This is a genomic window from Paractinoplanes abujensis, from assembly GCF_014204895.1.
GTDB classification, from domain to species: Bacteria; Actinomycetota; Actinomycetes; order Mycobacteriales; family Micromonosporaceae; genus Actinoplanes; species Actinoplanes abujensis.
Genome location: NZ_JACHMF010000001.1, coordinates 3559995 through 3579747 on the forward strand (window position 1 = coordinate 3559995; position 19753 = coordinate 3579747).

Genomic DNA, 19753 nt, shown 5'->3' on the forward strand with positions numbered 1-19753 from the left:
CTCACCTGATCTTTCGTGCTCGCCGGCTAGTTCAGGCCGAGTTCTTGGTCGATGAAGGCGAAGACGTCCTCGGCCGAGGCCGCGTCGATCCGGTCCCCGACACCGGTGTCCCCGGCGCCCGCGACCGCGGTCAGCCGGGTCAGCACCGCCTGCAGCCGGGCGGTGATCCGGTCCCGGTCGATCTGTTCGGCGGTGAGCGTGCCGGCGGCCTGTTCGAGCCGGTCCAGGTCGGCCAGGACGTCCCCGCCGCCCGCGGTCAGCCGTCCGTGCAGGTGCTCGGCCAGCGCGGCCGGCGTGGCGTAGTCGAAGATCAGCGTGGTCGGCAGCTTCTCGCCGGTGGCCGTGCCGAGCCGGGACCGCAGGTCCACCGCGGACACCGAGTCGAAGCCGAGGTCGTCGAAGGCCCGGCCGGGTTCGACGGCGCCCGCGCCGTCGTGCCCGAGGATCTCCGCGACCTGTTCGCGCACCAGGTCGAGCACGACCCGCAGCTGCTCGGCGGCGGGCAGCGGGGCCAGCCGGGCCGCCAGCTCCTGCGCGGCGCCGCCCTCGGGCCGGGTGTCGGCCAGCGCCGCACGCACGGCGGGCAGCTCGTCGAGCAGCGGCCGGCGGCGGGCCATGGTGTAGGTGGGCGCGAACCGGTCCCAGTCGAAGTCGGCCACCACCACCGTGGTGTCGTCCTGGTCGAGGGCCTGCCGCAGACCGGCCAGGGCCAGCTCGGGCGGCATGGCGGGCGCGCCGAGCCGGCGCATGTGGCCGGCCAGCTCGTCGTCGACCATGCCGGTGCGCCACGCGCCCCACGCCACGGCGGTGGCCGGGCGGCCGAGCTGCCGGCGGCGCACGGCGAGGGCGTCGAGGTAGGAGTTGGCACTGCCGTACGCGGTCTGCCCGCCGCTGCCCCACACGGCCGAGCCCGACGAGAACAGCACGAACGCGTCCAGGTCGTGATCGGCCAGCAGTTCGTCGAGGTGCTCGGCGCCGGCGATCTTGGCCTGCCCGACCGCGGCGAACTCGGCCAGGTCGAGCTCGTCCAGGCCGGCCACCCGCTGGGCCAGCCCGGCCGCGTGCACCACCGTGCGCAGCGGCCGGTCGGCCGGGATCGCGGCCAGCAGCGCGGCCACCGCGTCCCGGTCGGCGATGTCGCAGGCCGCGAAGGTGACCTCGGTGCCGAGCGCGGCCAGCTCGGCCTCGAGCTCGGGCGCCCCGGCGGCGTCGCGGCCGCGGCGGCTGGCCAGCACCAGGTGTTCGGCACCCTCGGCGGCGAGCCAGCGGGCCAGGTGGCCGCCGATGCCGCCGGTGCCCCCGGTGACGAGCACGGTGCCGCGGGGCCGCCACTGCCGGCGGCCGGGGGCGGCGCCGGTGGACGCGGTGACCAGCCGGCGGGCGTGCAGTCCGCCGGGCCGGACGAGCAGCTGGTCCTCGCCGCCGGCCGAGAGCACCGCCGTGGCCATCCGCCGGACATCGGTGTCATCGGCGCCGGCCGGCAGGTCGACCAGGCCGCCCCAGGTGGCGGGCAGGTCCAGCGCGAGACCGGTGGCCAGGCCCCACAGCCGCGCCTGGGCCGGGTCGACCGGGGTCCGGTCGCCGTCCAGCGCCATGGCCTGCTGGGTCACGAACCACAGGGAGCCGGTGACCCCCGCGTCGCCGAGCGCCTGCACCAGCGTGACGGTGTGGGCGGCGCCGCGGCTCAGGGTGGGGTGGCCGGGGTGCGGTTCGGTGTCCAGCGCGAGCAGCGACACCACGCCGATCAGGTCGCCCGCCGCCCGCAGCTGGTCGGCCAGGCCGGCGCGGCCGGGGTCGGCCAGGTTGAGCTGGAGCACCGTGTTGCCGAGCCGGGTCAGCTCCTTGACGGTCTCCAGGGTGAGCTCGGCGGCGGCCGGGAGGGCGGGTGCGACGACCAGCCAGGTTCCCGTACGGGTGAGGTCGGCCGGCTCGGGGATCGCGGTCCAGGTGAGCCGGTAGCGCCAGCTGTCCACGGTGGCCCGCTCGCGGTGCTCGGCCCGCAGCGTGGACAGCGCCGGGAGCACGGCGCCGAGCGCGGCCGGGTCGAGGTCGAGCCGGGCCGAGAGCGCGGCGACGTCCTGCTGTTCGATCGACTCCCAGAAGCCGGCCTCGGCGGGGTCGGCCGCGACCACCGGTTCCTCGGCGGCCCAGTAGGTGCTGCGCTGGAACGCGTACGTGGGCAGGTCGACCTGGTGGCCCTCGCCGAGCACGGCCGTCCACGTGACCTCGGTGCCACGGGTCCACGCCGTCGCGACACCGGTGACAAGCGTGTGCTCCTCGGGCTTGCTGCGGTGCTGCAACGCGATGAACGCCGCGTCGTCGCTGATCTGCTTGCCGAGCCCGGTCAGGATCGCGTCCGGCCCGACCTCCAGGAAGGTCGAGACACCGCGGTCCAGCAACTCGGTCACGTTGTCGGCGAACCGCACGGTCTCGCGCACGTGCCGCACCCAGTAGCCCGGCTCAGTCAGGTCACCGGTGGCCACGACGGGGATGGCCGGCTGGTGGAACGTCAGCCCGCCGATAGCGGCCGCGAAGTCCGCCAGCATCGGCTCCATCAGATACGAGTGGAACGCGTGCGAGGTCTTGAGCCGCGTCGCCTTCACACCCAGCGCGTCCACGACCGCCTGCACGGCTCCTTCGCCACCGGACAACACGACCGACTCCGGGCCGTTGACCGCGGCGATGTCCACCCCCGCGGTCAGCAACGGGCGAACCGACGCTTCAGCGGCGGCGACAGCCACCATCACCCCACCGGCCGGCAACGCCTGCATCAACCGGGCCCGTACGGAAACCAGAGTCTTGGCGTCCCCCAACGACAGAACACCGGACACATGCGCGGCCGCGATCTCACCGATCGAATGCCCCGCCACATAGTCCGGCTTGATCCCCCACGACTCGATCAGCCGGTACAACGCCACCTCGAACGCGAAGATCGACGGCTGCGCCACCCCCGTCTGATCGATGTCACCCACGACATCCACCCGAGCCGCGGCATAGGCGGAAGCGAACACCGGGAACCGGGCCGCCAGCTCCGAACCCATCCCGGCCCGCTGCGACCCCTGACCGGTGAACAACACGGCCAGCGGACCGGGCGTCACCGTGCCCGTGACCGGCCGGCGCTCGGCGGCCAGACCGGCCAGCAGTTCCTCGGACGAGGCAGGCAGCAGCACGGTCCGGTGCGCCAGCGCGGCCCGCCCCGTGAACGACGTCCAGGCCACGTCGGGCAGGGTGAGCTCGGGCCGGTCCGCAAGGTGCGCGTGCCACCGCGAGAGCTGCGCGGTGAGGGCCTCCGGCGTACGGGCCGAAACCCCCACCGGCACGATCCCCTCGCGCCGGGTCGGCGGCACCGCCGCCACCGCCGGGGCCTGCTCGAGAATGATGTGCGCGTTGGTGCCGCTGAGCCCGAAGGACGAGACGCCCGCGCGCCGGGCGTGCCCGGTGTCGGGCCACGGCTCGGCCTCGGTCAGCAGCTTGATGTCACCGGCGGTCCAGTCCACCACCGAGGACGGCGCGTCGACGTGCAGCGTCGGCGGCAGCACGCCGTGCCGGATCGCCTCGACCATCTTGATGATGCCGCTGACCCCGGCCGCGGCCTGGGCGTGCCCGATGTTCGACTTGATCGAGCCGAGCCGCAGCGGTCGTCCCGCCGGCCGGCCCTGCCCGTAGGTGGCCAGCAGCGCCTGCGCCTCGATGGGGTCGCCCAGCACGGTGCCGGTGCCGTGTCCCTCGATCGCGTCCACGTCGGCCGGGCGCAGCCCCGCGGAGGCCAGCGCCGCCTCGATGACGCGCTGCTGGGACGGGCCGTTGGGGGCGGTCAGCCCGTTGCTGGCGCCGTCGGAGTTGATCGCCGAGCCGCGCACCACGGCCAGCACCGGGTGGCCGTGGCGGCGGGCCTCGGAGAGCCGTTCGAGCAGCAGCAGACCGGCGCCTTCGCCCCAGCCGGTGCCGTCGGCGGCGTCGGCGAACGCCTTGCAGTGCCCGTCCGGGGCCAGGCCGCGCTGCTGGCTGAAGCCGATGAACGAGGCCGGGGTGGACATCACGGTGACCCCACCGGCCAGGGCCAGCGAGCATTCGCCGGAACGCAGCGCCTGCAGGGCGAAATGCAGCGCGACCAGCGACGAGGAGCAGGCGGTGTCGACCGTGACGGCCGCGCCCTCCAGCCCCAGCGCGTACGCCACCCGGCCGGAGACCACGCTGGCCAGCCCGCCGGTGCTGCCGCCCACGCCGTAGTCGTGATAGACCACGCCGGCGAAGACGCCGACCCGGCTGCCGCGCAGCGACTGCGGGTCGATGCCGGCCCGCTCGAAGGCCTCCCACGAGGTCTCCAGCAGCAGCCGCTGCTGCGGGTCGGTGCCGGCCGCCTCCCGCGGGCTGATCTTGAAGAAGTCGGCGTCGAAGTCACCGGCGTCGTGCAGGAAGCCGCCCTTGGTCGAGTAGGTCTTGCCCGGGGTGGCCGGCTCGGGGTCGTAGAGGTCGGTCGGCCAGCCCCGGTTGACCGGGAAGTCGGTGATGCCGTCGCGGCCCGAGACGACGAGGTCCCAGAGCCCCTCCGGTGTGTCCACCCCGCCCGGGAACCGGCAGCTCGTGGCGACGATGGCGATCGGTTCGTGCGGGCGTTCCTCGGCCTCCTGCAGCCGCTTGCGGGTCTGCTGCAGCTCGGCGGTGGCGCGCTTGAGGTAGTCGCGGAGCTTGTCGTCGTTAGCCATGGCAGATCAACCAATCTCGACGCGGTCGGTGTCGGAGCCGCCGAGCCCGAGCGCGTCGTCGAGCACGCCGAACAACTCGTCGTCGGTGGCGGAGTCGAGGTCGAGGCCGTCGCCGGCGCTCTCCCCCGGGCTGTCCTGGTCGCGCTGCCACTTGCGCAGCAGCGCCTCGAGCCGCGCGGTGACCCGCGGGCGGCTGCCGTTCACGTCGGCGCTGTCGAGCAGCGCGTCGAGCCGGTCCACCTCGGCCAGGACGACCGTGGCGGGGTCGGCGGCCCGCGGTGTCAGCAGGTCCCGCACCACGGCGGCGACCGCCTCGCTGGTCGGGTGGTCGAAGACGAGCGTGGCCGGCAGCGTGACACCGGTGGCCGCGTTGAGCTGGTTGCGCAGCTCGACCGCGGCGTTGGAGTCGAAGCCGAGCTCCTTGAACGGCCGGTCCGGCTCGATGTCGTCGGCCGAGGAGTGGCCGAGCACCGTGGCGACGTGGCCGCGGACGAGCCGCAGCAGCAGCCGGTCCCCGTCGGCGGCGGGCAGGGTGCTCAGCGTGCGGCGCAGGTCGTCGGCCTGCCCGGGGTCGGGGGCCGCCGGCTCGGTGATCGTCACCGGTGCGGTCGTGGCCGCCGGGTCGTGCGCCATCCAGAACCGCCGCCGGTCGAACGCGTACGTGGGAAGGGTGGTTCTGCGGCCCCCGGTCAGCAGCGCCTGCCAGTCCACGCCGACGCCCCGGGTCCACGCGGTGGCCAGGCCGGTGAGCAGTTCCCGGTCCTCGGCGCGGTCGCGCTTCTGCAGGGCCACGAAGGTCGCGTCGTCGGTGATCTGGCGGCCCAGGTTGGTCAGGATCGCGTCCGGCCCGACCTCCAGGAACGTCGTCACGCCGCGGTCGAGCAGCCCGGCCACGGTGTCGGCGAACCGGACCGTGTCGCGCACGTGCCGCACCCAGTACGACGGGTCGCTCACGTCGCCCGACGCGATCACCGGGACGGCCGGCGGGTGGAAGGTCAGCTGGCCCACGATGCCCGCGAACTCGCCGAGCATCGGTTCCATCAGCCGCGAGTGGAACGCGTGCGAGGTCTTGAGCCGGGTCGCCCGCACGTCCAGCGCGGCCACCACGGCCTCGACGTCGGCCTCGAGCCCGGACAGGACGACCGCGGCGGGGCCGTTCACCGCGGCGATGTCGACGTCGCCGGCGAGCAGAGGCCGTACGGTCTCCTCGCTCGCGGCCACCGCCACCATCACGCCGCCCGCGGGCAGGGCCTGCATCAGTTCGGCCCGCGCGGCGACCAGCGCCCCGGCGTCCTCCAGCGACAGGACACCGGCGACGTGCGCGGCGGCGATCTCGCCGATCGAGTGCCCGGCCAGGAAGTCGGGCCGGACGCCCCACGACTCGAGCAGCCGGTGCAGGGCCACCTCGAACGCGAAGATGAGCGGCTGGGCCACGCCGGTCCGGCCCACGTCACCGGTGCCGGGCGCGCCGGTGGCGGCCAGCGCGGCGGCGAAGGCGGCCGCGAAGACCGGGAACCGTTCGCTCAGCTCCCGGCCCATGCCGGCCCGCTGGGCGCCCTGACCGGTGAAGAGCAGGGCGAGCGGTCCGGTGCCGGCCGCGCCGGTGATGCCGTGCCCGGCGGCCAGGCCGGCGCGCAGTTCGTCCTCGGTGGCGGCCAGCACGACCATCCGGTGCTCGAGAGCGGCCCGCGTGGTGAACGAGGAGTAGGCGAGGTCGAGCAGGTCGCCGGGGGCGGCGGCGAGCCGGGCGGCCTGTCCGGGAACCGCCGACGCCGTACGGGCGGAGACAGCGACCGGCACCGGGCCGGACGGAACGACCGCGGGTGGCCGCGGAGCCGGGACCGGAGCCTGCTCGACGATGACGTGGGCGTTGGTGCCGCTCAACCCGAACGACGACACCGCGGCCCGGCGCGGCCGGTCCACCGCGGGCCAGTCGACCGTGTCGGTCACGAGGTCGACCGCCCCGGCCTCCCAATCGACCATCGGCGACGGCTCGTCCACGTGCAACGTACGAGGAACCACCCCGTGCCGCATGGCCTCGACCACCTTGATGATCCCAGCCACCCCCGCCGCGGCCTGCGTGTGGCCGATGTTCGACTTGATCGAACCCAGCAGCAGCGGGATGTCACGGTCCTGGCCGTAGGTGGCCAGCAAGGCCTGCGCCTCGATCGGGTCACCCAGCGTCGTGCCGGTGCCGTGCGCCTCCACCACGTCCACGTCGGCCGCGGTCAGCCCGGCGCCGGCCAGAGCCTGCCGGATCACGCGCTGCTGAGCCGGGCCGTTGGGCGCGGTCAGCCCGTTGCTGGCCCCGTCCTGGTTGACGGCCGAACCCCGTACGACGGCAAGGATCTCGTGGCCGTTGCGCTCGGCGTCGGAGAGCCGTTCCAGCAGCAGCAGACCGGCGCCCTCACCCCAACCGGTGCCGTCGGCGGAACCCGCGAACGACTTGCACCGCCCGTCCGGCGCGAGTCCGCGCTGCTCGCTGAAGTAGCAGAGCATCTCGGGCGTGCTCATCACCGTGACCCCACCGGCCAGCGCCAGCGAGCAGTCACCGGACCGCAGCGCCTGGATCGCCCAGTGCAGCGCGACCAGCGACGACGAGCAGGCGGTGTCCACGGTGACCGCCGGGCCCTCCAGACCGAGCGCGTACGAGACCCGGCCGGACACGATGCTGCCGGCCGCGCCGCCCGCGTAGTCGTGGTACATCACGCCCGCGAAGACACCGGTGTCGCTGCCCCGCAGTGAGGTCGGGTCGATGCCGGCCCGCTCGGCGGTCTCCCAGGCGACCTCGAGCAGCAGACGCTGCTGGGGGTCCATGCCGACCGCCTCCCGCGGCGAGATCTCGAACAGCGCGGGGTCGAAGTCGGCCGCGTCGTAGAGAAAGGCGCCCTCGCGGGTGCAGCTGCGGCCCGGCCGGCCCGGCTCGGGGTCGTAGAGGCCTTCGAGGTCCCAGCCGCGGTCCGCCGGGAAGGTGCCGACCGCGTCGACGCCGTCGGCCACCAGCCGCCACAGGTCCTCCGGCGAGGCCACCCTACCGGGGTAGCGACAGGCCATGGCCACGATGGCGATCGGCTCGCCCGGGTCGGCGGCCGGGACGGCGACCGGCGCGGTGATGCCGGCGGCCGGTTCGCTGCCCAGTTCGGCGCCGAGCAAACGGGCGGTGGCGGCGGCCGACGGGTGGTCGAAGACGAGCGTGGCCGGCAGCCGCAGTCCGGTGGTGGCGCTCAGCGCGTTGCGCAGCTCCACCGCGGTCAGCGAGTCGAAGCCCAGGTCGGTGAACGGGCGCTCGGGGGCGATGGCGTCGGCCGAGCCGTGCGCCAGCACCGTGGCGACCTGCTCGCGGACCAGCTGCAGCAGCGCCCGGTCGCGGTCGGCGGGGCTGAGCCCGGCGAGCCGCTGCCGCAGTCCCTCCCCCGCGCCGAGACTGCGGGCGGTGGCGCGGTCGCGGTTCCGGCGGGCCGGGGCCAGGCCGCGCAGCAGCGCCGGCAGGTCGTCGGTGCGGGCGGCCAGCGCGGCCCGGTCCACGGGCAGGAGAACCAGTTCCGGTACGCCGGAAGCCACCGCGCGGTCGAACAGGGTGAGCGCCTCGGGGGTGTCCAGGGCGGGCAGGCCCAGGCGGCGCATCCGGTCCCGGTCGGCGTCGGTCAGCTGGGCGGCCAGGCCGGCGCCCGCGTCCCACAGCCCGTACGCCAGCGCGGTCGCGGGCAGGCCCTGGCCGTGCCGGTAGCGGGCCAGCCCGTCGAGGAACACGTTGGCCGCGGCGTAGTTGCCCTGCCCGGCCGCCAGCACCAGCCCACCGGCCGAGCTGAGCAGGACGAACGCGGCGATCGGCAGGTGCGCGGTGGCCTCGTGCAGGTGCCAGGCGGCGTCGGCCTTGGGCGCCAGCACGGTGGAAACCCGCTCGGCGTCGAGCTGGGTCAGCAGCGCGTTGTCGCCGACCCCGGCCGCGTGCACGACGCCGGTCAGCGCCGGCCCGGCCATGGCGACCAGCCGGTCCACGTCGTCCCGGTCGGCCACGTCGGCGGCGAGGAGACGCACGGTGGCGCCCGCCGCGACGAGCCGGGCCCGCAGCTCGGCCGCGCCCGGGGCGTCCGGGCCGCGGCGGCTGCTCAACACCAGATCCCGTACGCCGTGGGTCCGCACCAGGTGCTCGGCGATCAGCGCGCCCAGCCCGCCCGTGCCCCCGGTGACCAGCACGGTGCCACCGGCCCAGGGGGCGTCGCCGGCGGGGACGGTGGCCGGGGCCAGCCGCGGCACGAGCAACTGGCCGTCGCGGATCGCCAGCTCGGGTTCGCCGCTCGCCAGCGCCTGGGCCAGCAGCTCCTCGGCGGGCGGGCCGTCGGTGTCGAGCAGCAGGAACCGATCCGGGTTCTCGGCCTGAGCGGCCCGGACGAGCCCCCAGACCGGCGCCGCGACCACGTCGAGGTGGTCGTCCTCGCCCACCGCGACGGCCCGCCGGGTCAGCAGCACGAGCCGCGACTCGGTCAGCTCGTCGCGGCCCAGCCAGGCCTGCAGCAGGCGGAGAACGTCCATGGTGGTGTCGCGGGTGCGGCCGGGCACGTCGCCGTCCGCCTCGGGCACGACGGTGGCCACGGCGGCCAGGTGCTGCCCGCTGCCGACGATCACGTCGAGGTCGTCCACGCCGTAGATGTGCACCAGCTCAGCCGGCCCGGTCGCGGCCGTCGCGGCCAGCGGGGCCCAGGTCACGGCGAGCAGCGGCTCGTCGGTGAGGCGGTCCGCGGTGAGCGGGCGGGACACCAGCGAGCCGACGGTGAGCACCGGACGACCGGTCTCGTCGGTGACGAGCAGGCTGATCCGGTCGGCGGCGGGATGCGCGATCCGGACCCGTACGGTGCTGGCCCCGGTGGCGTGCAGGGCGACGTCGTTCCAGGCGAACGGCAACTGGAGGCCGTCGTCGTCACCGGTGTCGCGCAGCAGCTCGGCGTGCATGGCCGCGTCGAGCAGGGCGGGGTGCATCCCGAAGGCGTGGTCCGGCTCGGGCAGGGTCACCTCGGCGTACAGGTCGCCGTCGAGTTCCCAGGCCGCGCGCAGGCCCTGGAAGGCCGGCCCGTAGCCGTAGCCCAGGGCGCGCAGCCGTGGGTAGGCGTCGTCGACGCCGATCGTGACGGCACCGGCCGGCGGCCAGACGGACAGGGTGCCGGCCGCGGCGGGGGCGTCGCCGGTGAGCTCACCGGCGGCGTGCCGGGTCCACTCGGCGTCGGCGCCGGGCCGCGACCAGATCCGTACGGGCCGGGTGCCGGCCGCGGTGCGCTCGCCCACGACCACCTGCAGCTGCCGGGTCTGGCCCGCGGCCAGGGTCAGCGGCGCCTCCTGCACCAGGTCGGCCAGGTGGGGGCAGCCGGTCTCGTGCCCGGCCTGCAGGGCCAGCTCCACGAAGGCCGTGCCGGGCAGCAGCACCGAGCCGAAGATCTCGTGGTCGGGCAGCCAGGCGGCGGTGCCCGCGCTGAGCCGCCCGGTCAGCACGGTGGTGTCCGTGCCGGGCACCGCGACGACGGCGTCCAGGAGGGGGTGACCGGTCCCGGCGTCGGCAACCGCCGGGCCGGCCGCCCAGTAGCGCTGCCGATCGAAGGCGTACGTCGGGAGGGCGACCCGACGTCCGCCGGTCAGCAGCGAGGTCCAGTCCACGTCGGCGCCGCGGGTCCAGGCGGTGGCGACACCGGTGACAAGGGTGTGTTCCTCGGGCTTGTTGCGCCGCTGCAGCGCGATGAAGGTGGCGTCGTCGCTGATCCGGCGGCCGAGGCCGGTCAGGGTCGCGTCCGGTCCCACCTCCAGGAAGGTCCGCACGCCCCGGCCGAGCAGCGTCAGGACGTTGTCGGCGAACCGGACCGTGTCGCGGACGTGCCGCACCCAGTAGCCCGGCTCAGTCAGGTCACCGGTGGCAACGACCGGGATCTTGGGCTGGTTGAACGTCAGGCCGCTGATCGCCGCCGCGAACTCGTCGAGCATCGGCTCCATCAGGTGCGAATGGAACGCGTGCGACGTCTTGAGCCGCGTCGCCTTCACACCCAGCGCGTCCACGACCGCCTGCACGGCTCCTTCGCCACCGGACAACACGACCGACTCCGGGCCGTTGACCGCGGCGATGTCCACCCCCGCGGTCAGCAACGGGCGAACCGACGCTTCAGCGGCGGCGACAGCCACCATCACCCCACCGGCCGGCAACGCCTGCATCAACCGGGCCCGTACGGAAACCAGAGTCTTGGCGTCCCCCAACGACAGAACACCGGACACATGCGCGGCCGCGATCTCACCGATCGAATGCCCCGCCACATAGTCCGGCTTGATCCCCCACGACTCGATCAACCGGTACAACGCCACCTCGAACGCGAAGATCGACGGCTGCGCCACCCCCGTCTGATCGATGTCACCCACGACATCCACCCGAGCCGCGGCATAGGCGGAAGCGAACACCGGGAACCGGGCCGCCAACTCCGAACCCATCCCGGCCCGCTGCGACCCCTGACCGGTGAACAACACGGCCAGCGGCGCTTCCGCGGCCTCGCCGAGGATCGGGGTCGTCTCCGGCGGGACGACGGCCGCGCGCAGCGGCAACTGCGCGCGGCCGGTCACCAGTGACCAGGCCACGTCCGCCTGCTCCGGCCGGGCGGTGGCCAGGTGCTCGGCGAGGCGGTCGAGCTGCCCGGCGCGGGCCTGCTCGGTGCGCGCCGAGATGAGCAGCGGCAATGGTCCGGCCGGCCGTGCCGGAGCCGGGGCGGGCTCGGCGACCGGTGCGGCCTGTTCGATGATGACGTGGGCGTTGGTGCCGCTGAGCCCGAACGACGAGACCCCGGCCCGGCGCGGACGAGCCACCGCGGGCCAGGCCACCGCGCCGGTGGCCAGTTCGACCGCGCCGGCCGTCCAGTCCACCATCGGCGACGGCTCGTCCACGTGCAGCGAGCCCGGCACGACCCCGTGCCGCATGGCCTGCACCATCTTGATGACGCCGGCGACACCGGCCGCGGCCTGCGTGTGCCCGATGTTCGACTTGATCGAGCCCAGCAGCAGCGGCGCCGAGCGGTCCCGTCCGTACGTGGCCAGCAGCGCCTGCGCCTCGATCGGGTCGCCGAGCGTCGTGCCGGTGCCGTGCGCCTCCACCACGTCCACGTCGGCCGGGGCCAGACCGGCGGCGTCCAGGGCCTGCCGGATCACCCGCTGCTGGGCCGGTCCGTTGGGCGCGGTCAGCCCGCTGCTCGCGCCGTCGGAGTTGACCGCCGTGCCCCGGACCACGGCCAGCACGTCGTGGCCGTTGGCCAGGGCGTCGGAGAGCCGCTCGACCACCAGCACGCCGACGCCTTCGCCCCAGCCGGTGCCGTCGGCCGCGCCCGCGAACGGCTTGCAGCGGCCGTCCGGGGCCAGCCCGCCCTGCTCGCTGAACTCGATGAACGTCTGCGGGGTGGACATCACGGTGACGCCCCCGGCCAGGGCCAGCGAGCACTCGCCGGAGCGCAGCGCCGCGGCCGCCAGGTGCAGCGCGACCAGCGACGAGGAGCACGCGGTGTCGACGGTCAGCGCGGGGCCCTCCAGGCCGAGCACGTACGCGATCCGGCCGGAGACGATGCTGCCCGCCGCGCCGGCCGGGTAGTCGTGGTACATGACACCGGCGAACACGCCGGTGCTGCTGCCGCGCAGCGAGGTGGGGTCGATGCCCGTACGCTCCAGCGCCTCCCACGACGTCTCCAGCAGCAGCCGCTGCTGCGGGTCCATCTCCACCGCCTCGCGGGGCGAGATACCGAACAGCGCCGGATCGAACTCGGCCGCGTCGTAAAGGAAACTGCCGTGCCGGGTCACGCACTTGCCGGGCACGCCGGGCTCGGGGTCGTAGATGGCGTCGGTGTCCCAGCCCCGGTCGGCGGGCCACTCGCCCACGCCGTCGTGTCCGCCCAGCACCGCCTCCCACAGCTGCTCGGGCGAGGTCATGCCGCCGGGGAACCGGCAGGCCATGCCGACGATGGCGATCGGTTCGGCCGCCGCCGCGGCGAGCCGGTCGTTCTCGGTGCGCAGCCGCTCGTTGTCCTGCATGGAACGGCGCAGGGCCTCGACGATCTGGTCCACGGACGGGTTCACGGCAGGTCTCCGGTCAGTTCGGGCCGCCGACGGCGAGTGCCGCGGCAACCAGGTCGTCAATGGCCATGTCCTGGATGGCGACGTCGGCCGCCGGTCGCGGCGCCGGTGCGGCCGGCGCCGGGACGAGGGCGAGCAGCGCGTCGAGCAGCCCGGCCCGGCGGACCGCGTCGACCGGGATGGCGCCCAGCACGTCGCGCAGCGTCGCGTCGGCGGGCCCGTCCGGCAGGTCCGGCGGGGCCAGCTCGGTCAGCAGGAACCGGGCCAGCCGCAACGGGTCGGGGTGGTCGAACATGAGCGTCGCGGGCAGGCGCAGGCCCGTCGCGGCGCCGAGGCGGTTGCGCAGTTCGAGGGCGCCGAGCGAGTCGAAGCCAAGGTCGGTGAAGCCCTTGCCGGCCCCGATCGTGCGCGGGTCGTCGTGGCCGAGCACGGCCGCGGCGTGCGCCCGCACGAGGTCGAGCAGGAACCCTTCGCGGTCGCCGGCGGCCAGCCCGGCCAGGTGGCCGCGCAGGTCGTCACCCGCCGGGGCGGCCGCGGCGCCGGTCGGGCGGGCCGGGGCCAGCGTGCGCAGCAGGGCCGGCACGTCGTCCTGGCGGCGCAGGGCGGCCAGGTCGAGGCGCAGGGCCACGGGCACCGTCTCGGGCGAACCGAGCGCGGCGTCCAGCAGCGCCAGCCCGGCCTCGGCGTCCAGCGGCAGCACGCCGGAGCGGGCCATCCGGTCCACGTCGGCCGTCGTGAGCTGCTCGTCGAGGCCGCCCGTGCCGGTCCACAGGCCCCAGGCGATCGACGTGGCCGGCAGTCCGGCTGCGGCGCGGTGCGCGGCCAGCGCGTCCAGGTAGGCGTTGGCGGCCGCGTAAGCGCCCTGCCCGGCCCCGTCGAGCAGGCCCGACGCCGAGGAGAAGAGGACGAACGCGGCCAGCGGCAGATCCCGGGTGAGTTCGTGCAGGTGCCACGCGGCGTCCGCCTTGGGCCGCAGCACCGCGTCGAGCCGGTCGGCGGTCAGCGCGGTGAGCACGCCGTCGTCGACCACCGCGGCGGTGTGCACCACGGCCACCGGCGGATGCGCGGCGATCAGGCCGGCCACGGCCGTACGGTCGGTCAGATCGCACGCGTACGCGGTGAGGACCGGGCCCAGCTCGTCGATCAGCTCGGCCACGCCCGGGGCGCCGGCGCCGCGGCGACTGGCCAGCACGATGCGGCTCACCCCGTGCGCGGTGGCCAGGTGCCGCGCGACCAGCCGGCCGAGACCGCCGCCGCCGGTGATCAGCACCGTGCCGCCGGCCGGGAAGGCGAGCGGCGTGGCGGCCGGTTCGGCGGCGACGAGGCGGGGCGCGGTGAGTCGTCCGCCGGTGACGGCCAGCTCCGGTTCGCCGCTCGCGGCGGCCGCGCCCAGCACGGTGCCGTCCACGTCGGTGCCGCCGGTGCCGAGCAGCACGATCCGGCCCGGGTTCTCGGCCTGGGCGGCCCGCACCAGGCCGGCCCCGGCCGCCTCGGCCGGCGTTCCGCCGTGCGTGACGAGCAGCGTGGAGTCGGTGGCCATGGGGTCGGCCAGCCACTGCTGCAACAGGGTCAGCGTCTGCCGGGCGGCGTCGTGGGCCCGGTGCGGCTGCTCGCCGGCGCCGGTGGGCAGGCTGGTCGTCACGACCGCGGGCAGCGCCGGGCGGGACTGTGCCGGGGTGTCGACCGGCGTCCAGGACACCCGGTAGAGCGGCGCGCGGGCTGCCGCCGGGGCTCCGGCCGGGCGGGACACCAGGGCGCCGACGGTCAGCACGGGCGCACCCGCCGCGTCGGCCACGGCCAACGTCAGAGACCCGGTTCCCGTACGGGTGAGGCGCACCCGCACGGCCGGGCCGGCCGGGGCCCGCAGCGTCACGTCGTTCCAGGCGAACGGCATCATGGCCGGCGCGTCCGGGTCGTCGTCGTGGCCGTCGGCGTGCATGGCCGCGTCGAGCAGGGCCGGGTGGATGCCGAAACGACCGGCGTCGGTGCGGTGCTCGGCGGGCAGCGCGACCTCGGCGTACAGGTCGTCGCCGCGCTGCCAGGCGGCGCGCAGCCCGCGGAAGGACGGCCCGTAGTGGTGCCCGGCCGCGGCGAGACGGTCGTGCAGACCGGCCAGGTCGACCGGCCGGGCGCCCGGCGGCGGCCAGACGACGAGCGACTCGGCGGCGCGGCCGGGGTCGTCGGCGGTCAGCACGCCGCGGGCGTTGCGGATCCACGGCTGTTCCTCGCCCGACGCGTCGGTCTGCTGCGAGAACAGGCTGATCGGGCGGCGGCCGCCGGCGAGCGCACCCACCACGACCCGTACGGTCGTGCCGCCGTTGCCGTCGACCGGGAGAGGCGCCTCCTGCACCAGCTCGGCCACGTGCGGGGTGCCGGTGCCGGCCGCGGCGTGCAGCGCCAGTTCGGCGTACGCGGTGCCGGGCAGCACGGTTTCGCCGTGGATGCCGTGGTCGGACAGCCAGGGCTGGCGGGCCGGGTGCAGACGTCCGGTGTGGACCGTCGTGTCCGCGTCGGGGACGGTGACGACCGCGCCGAGCAGCGGGTGGTCGGTGTCGTCGGCCCCGTCGAGCCAGTAACGCTCGTGCTGGAACGGGTACGTGGGCAGGTCCACGCGCCGGCCACCGGCCAGCAGCGGCTTCCAGTCGACCTCGACGCCCCGCGTCCACGCCGTGGCGACACCGGTGACAAGCGTGTGCTCCTCAGCCTGGCTGCGGTGCTGCAGGGCGATGAACGTGGCGTCGTCGCTGATCTGCCGGCCCAGCCCGGTCAGGATCGCATCCGGGCCCACCTCCAGGAACGTGGTGACACCCTGATCGAGCAGCGTGCCCACGTTGTCGGCGAACCGCACGGTGTCCCTGACGTGCTGCACCCAGTACGAAGACGACGTCATGTCACCCGTGGCCACCACCGGGATGGCCGGCTGGTGGAACGTCAGCCCGCTGATCGCCGCCGCGAACTCGTCGAGCATCGGCTCCATCAGATACGAGTGGAACGCGTGCGAGGTCTTGAGCCGCGTCGCCTTCACACCCAACGCGTCCACGACCGCCTGCACGGCCTCCTCGGCCCCCGACAGCACCACCGACGTCGGCCCGTTGACCGCGGCGATGTCCACACCGCCGGTCAGCAACGGCCGGACCACACCTTCGGGCGCGGCCACGGCGACCATCACCCCACCCGCGGGCAACGCCTGCATCAACCGGGCCCGCGCGCCCACGAGCGTCTTGGCGTCCTCCAGCGACAGGACACCGGCGACATGCGCGGCCGCGATCTCACCGATCGAATGCCCGGCCACATAGTCGGGCTTGATCCCCCACGACTCGATCAACCGGTACAGCGCCACCTCGAACGCGAAGATCGACGGCTGCGCCACCCCGGTCTGATCGATGTCACCGATGACATCAACCTTCGCCGCGGCAAAGGCCTCGGCGAACACCGGGAACCGGGCCGCCAACTCGCCGCCCATCCCGGCCCGCTGCGAACCCTGACCGGTGAACAGCACGGCCAGCTTCCCGCCCGCGATGACACCGGTGACTCCCCCACCGCCGGTCAGCTCGGCCCGCAGCTCCCCGGCGGTCGAGGCGAGCACAACCCGCCGGTGCTCGAGTGCGGTCCGCCCGGTGACTGCCGACCAAGCCAGATCGACCGGTGAAGCCTCGCCCGCAACGCCCGCGAGCCGCTCCGCGACAGCGTCGAGAGCAACCGGTGTACGGGCGCTCAAGGTCACCGGCACCGTGCGAGGGGGGTCGGTGTCACGAGGGGAGCTGCTGGAGTGCACCGCGTCGGCGGCCGGGGCCTGCTCGACGATCACGTGGGCGTTCGTGCCGCTCAGCCCGAACGACGACACCCCGGCGCGGCGCGGGCGATCCGTCGCCGGCCAGTCCACCGCCGCCGTGGCGAGCTCCACCGCGCCCGCCGACCAGTCCACCATCGGCGTCGGCGCGTCGACGTGCAGCGAGCGAGGCACCAGCCCGTGCCGCATCGCCTGCACCATCTTGATCACGCCGGCCACGCCGGCCGCGGCCTGGGTGTGGCCGATGTTCGATTTGATCGACCCCAGCAGCAGCGGCGCCGACCGGTCCTGCCCGTAGGTGGCCAGCAGCGCCTGCGCCTCGATCGGGTCGCCCAGCGTGGTGCCCGTGCCGTGCGCCTCCACCACGTCCACCTGGTCGGCCGTGAGCCGGGCGGCGGCCAGCGCGGCCCGGATCACCCGGCGCTGCGACGGCCCGTTGGGGGCGGTCATGCCGTTGCTGGCGCCGTCCTGGTTGACCGCCGACCCACGGATCAGCCCGAGGATGGTCCGCCCGTTGCGCTGGGCGTCCGACAGCTTCTCCAGCAGCAGCAGTCCGACACCTTCGCCCCAGCCGGTGCCGTCGGCCGCGCCCGCGAACGGCTTGCACCGGCCGTCCGGCGCGAGCCCGCGCTGCTCACTGAAGTAGATCAGCATCTCCGGGGTGGACATCACGGTTACGCCGCCGGCCAGCGCCAGGGTGACCTCGCCCGCGCGCAGCGCCTGGCAGGCCTCGTGGATCGCGACCAGCGAGGACGAGCAGGCCGTGTCGATGCTCACCGCCGGGCCCTCGAGCCCCAGGGTGTAGGCGACCCGCCCGGTGACCAGGCTGCCCGCGCTGCTGCCGGCGTAGTCGTGGTACATCACGCCCGCGTACACCCCGGTCATCGATCCCTCGAGCGTGCTCGGGTCGATGCCCGCGTTCTCGCAGGTCTCCCACGTGGTTTCGAGCAGCAGCCGCTGCTGCGGGTCCATGCCGAGCGCCTCGCGCGGGCTGATGCCGAAGAAGCCGGCGTCGAACCCGGCCGCGTCGTGCAGGAAGCCGCCGTCGCGGGCGTAGCTGCGGCCGGGCCGGCCGGGCTCCGGGTCGTAGAGGCCGACGAGGTCCCAGCCCCGGTCCACCGGGAACGGTGTCACCGCGTCGCCGTCGCCGGCGACCAGCTGCCACAGGTCCTCGGCGGAGCGGACCCCGCCCGGGAACCGGCATCCCATGCCGACGATGGCGATCGGCTCGTGCTGCCGCGCCTCGAGCTCGCCGACCTGACGACGTGCCTCGCGCAGGTCGACGGTGGCCCTTTTCAGATAGTCGAGGAGCTTTGCGTCATCGGTCATTTGCGGCCGCCTCGGATCAACCAAATTCAGTGAGCAATTCGAATGTCAATCTAGGAATCGGCCGGTCGATCGCAGTACCCCTGCGGGCCGTCCGGGACCCTTACGGTCGGGCAAAGTCCAGGTAGGAGCCCGTTTTGGGAGACGGGCTGAGGCGTGAGCCAGGGGTCGCATAGGGGTGTTGCGGGCGCCGGGAGAGTGGCAGGTTTCGGGCCGTCAACAGAAATCTTTTCTCCATTGCGAAAATTGGAGGAGCACCATGTTGCATTCCCTGCGCCGGAGGTCCGTACGGGTCCTGGGCCTGCTGACGGCGCTGACCGTCGCCGTGGCGGCGAGCACGACGCCCGCCACGGCGGGCACCCTCACCGACTGGACGATGAACGGCAACAACCTGCTCAACACCCGCTCGAACCTGCTGGAAACCAAGATCACGACGAAGAACGTGAGCCGGCTCAAGGCCAAGTGGACGTTCGCCACCCACGGCGACGTCTCGGCCACCCCGATCGTGGCCAAGGGCGCCGTCTACTTCCCCGACTGGGGCGGTTACCTCTACAAGCTGGACGCGGCGACCGGTCAGCAGATCTGGTCGAAGAAGATCTCCGACTACGACGGAGTGACCGGCTCGCTGTCGCGCACCGCGGTCGCCATCAGCGGCAACACGCTGTTCCTGGGCACCCAGGTCGGGGCGAACCTGCTGGCGGTCGACGCCACCACCGGGGCGCTCAAGTGGAAGACCCAGCTCGACCCGCACGTCGCGGCGATCCTGACGATGTCGCCGGTGGTGCACAACGGCGTCGTGTACGAGGGTGTCTCGTCCACCGAGGGTGAGATGTCGGCGTTCGACCCGACCTACAAGTGCTGCACCTTCCGCGGCAACTTCAACGCGGTCGACGCGAACACCGGCAAGGTGCTCTGGAAGCGCTACATGGTGCCGGACAACGGCAACCAGCCGACCGGCTACGCGGGCGGTGCGATGTGGGGCACCCCGGCCATCGACCCGGTCCGCGGCACCGTCTACGTCACCAGCGGCCAGAACTACCGCGTGCCGGACAGCGTCAACCAGTGCCAGAACAACGGCGGCACCCCGCCGCAGTGCTACTCGCCCGACAACCACATCGACTCGATCCTGGCCCTCAACCTGAAGACCGGCGCGATCAAGTGGGCCACCGGCGCGATGCGCTTCGACGCGTGGAACGCCTCCTGCATCCCCGGCCTGCCGCCGAACAACTGCCCGGCCAACCCCGGCTACGACTACGACTTCGGCGACGGCGCGCACATCTTCGGCTTCAAGGACAAGAACGGCAAGCTGCGCGACGCGGTCGGCGGCGGCGAGAAGAGCGGCGAGTACTGGGCGCTCGACCCCGACACCGGCAATGTGCTGTGGAGCGCGGCGCCCGGCCCCGGCGGCCACGTGGGCGGCATCATGTGGGGCACGGCGTGGGACGCCAAGCGCATCTACGTCGCCGAGGCCAACTTCTTCAAGACGCCGTACCAGCTGGCCGACGGCACCCCGTCCACCGGCAGCAGCTACGCGGCGCTCGACCCGGCCACCGGCCGCGTGCAGTGGCAGGTCCCGGACCCGACGCCGGGCTTCGCGTGGGGCCCGCTGACGGTCGCCGCGGACGTGCTCTACGGCAGCTCGACCAGCGGTCACATGTACGCCATGGACTCGGCCACCGGCCGGATCCTGTGGGACTTCACCGCGCCGTACTCGTCGAACTCGGGCGCCTCGGTGGTGGACGGTGTCGTCTACTGGGGCAACGGCTACGCCAAGTTCGCCAACGGGGCCGGCACCACCGGCAGCTTCACCAGCGGCACGTTCTACGCCTTCTCCGTCGACGGCAAGTGA

Annotated in this window: 3 protein-coding genes and 1 pseudogene; 1 reads left to right on the top strand and 3 read right to left on the bottom strand. The window is 74.2% G+C overall.

Annotation, left to right across the window (positions count from 1 at the left end; translation table 11 throughout):
- Positions 1–26: 26 nt before the first annotated feature.
- The 3 genes and pseudogenes from BKA14_RS15880 to BKA14_RS15890 all read right to left on the bottom strand — a co-directional run.
- Positions 27–4706: a type I polyketide synthase gene (locus BKA14_RS15880; protein WP_184951709.1), complete on the bottom strand. Its 4680-nt coding sequence runs from the start codon at positions 4704–4706 to the stop codon at positions 27–29.
- A 6-nt stretch (positions 4707–4712) separates the two neighbouring features.
- On the bottom strand, positions 4713–12791 hold the full coding sequence (locus tag BKA14_RS15885; protein ID WP_184951710.1) for a type I polyketide synthase: 8079 nt from the start codon (positions 12789–12791) through the stop codon (positions 4713–4715).
- Between the two features lie 277 nt (positions 12792–13068).
- Positions 13069–17931: pseudogene (locus tag BKA14_RS15890) on the bottom strand (type I polyketide synthase); the annotation flags it as partial.
- Positions 17932–18163: 232 nt separating this feature from the next.
- Between BKA14_RS15890 and BKA14_RS15895 the strand changes: the two are divergent.
- The gene (locus BKA14_RS15895) at positions 18164–19753 is read left to right on the top strand and encodes an outer membrane protein assembly factor BamB family protein (protein ID WP_184951712.1); all 1590 of its coding nucleotides are present in this window, start codon (positions 18164–18166) and stop codon (positions 19751–19753) included.

What these genes read in the sequence shown, in the direction of transcription:
- BKA14_RS15895 (WP_184951712.1), top strand. Translation starts at nt 18,164, where the DNA reads ATGTTGCATTCCCTGCGCCGGAGGTCCGTACGGGTCCTGGGCCTGCTG.
- BKA14_RS15880 (WP_184951709.1), bottom strand. Translation starts at nt 4,706, where the DNA reads ATGGCTAACGACGACAAGCTCCGCGACTACCTCAAGCGCGCCACCGCC.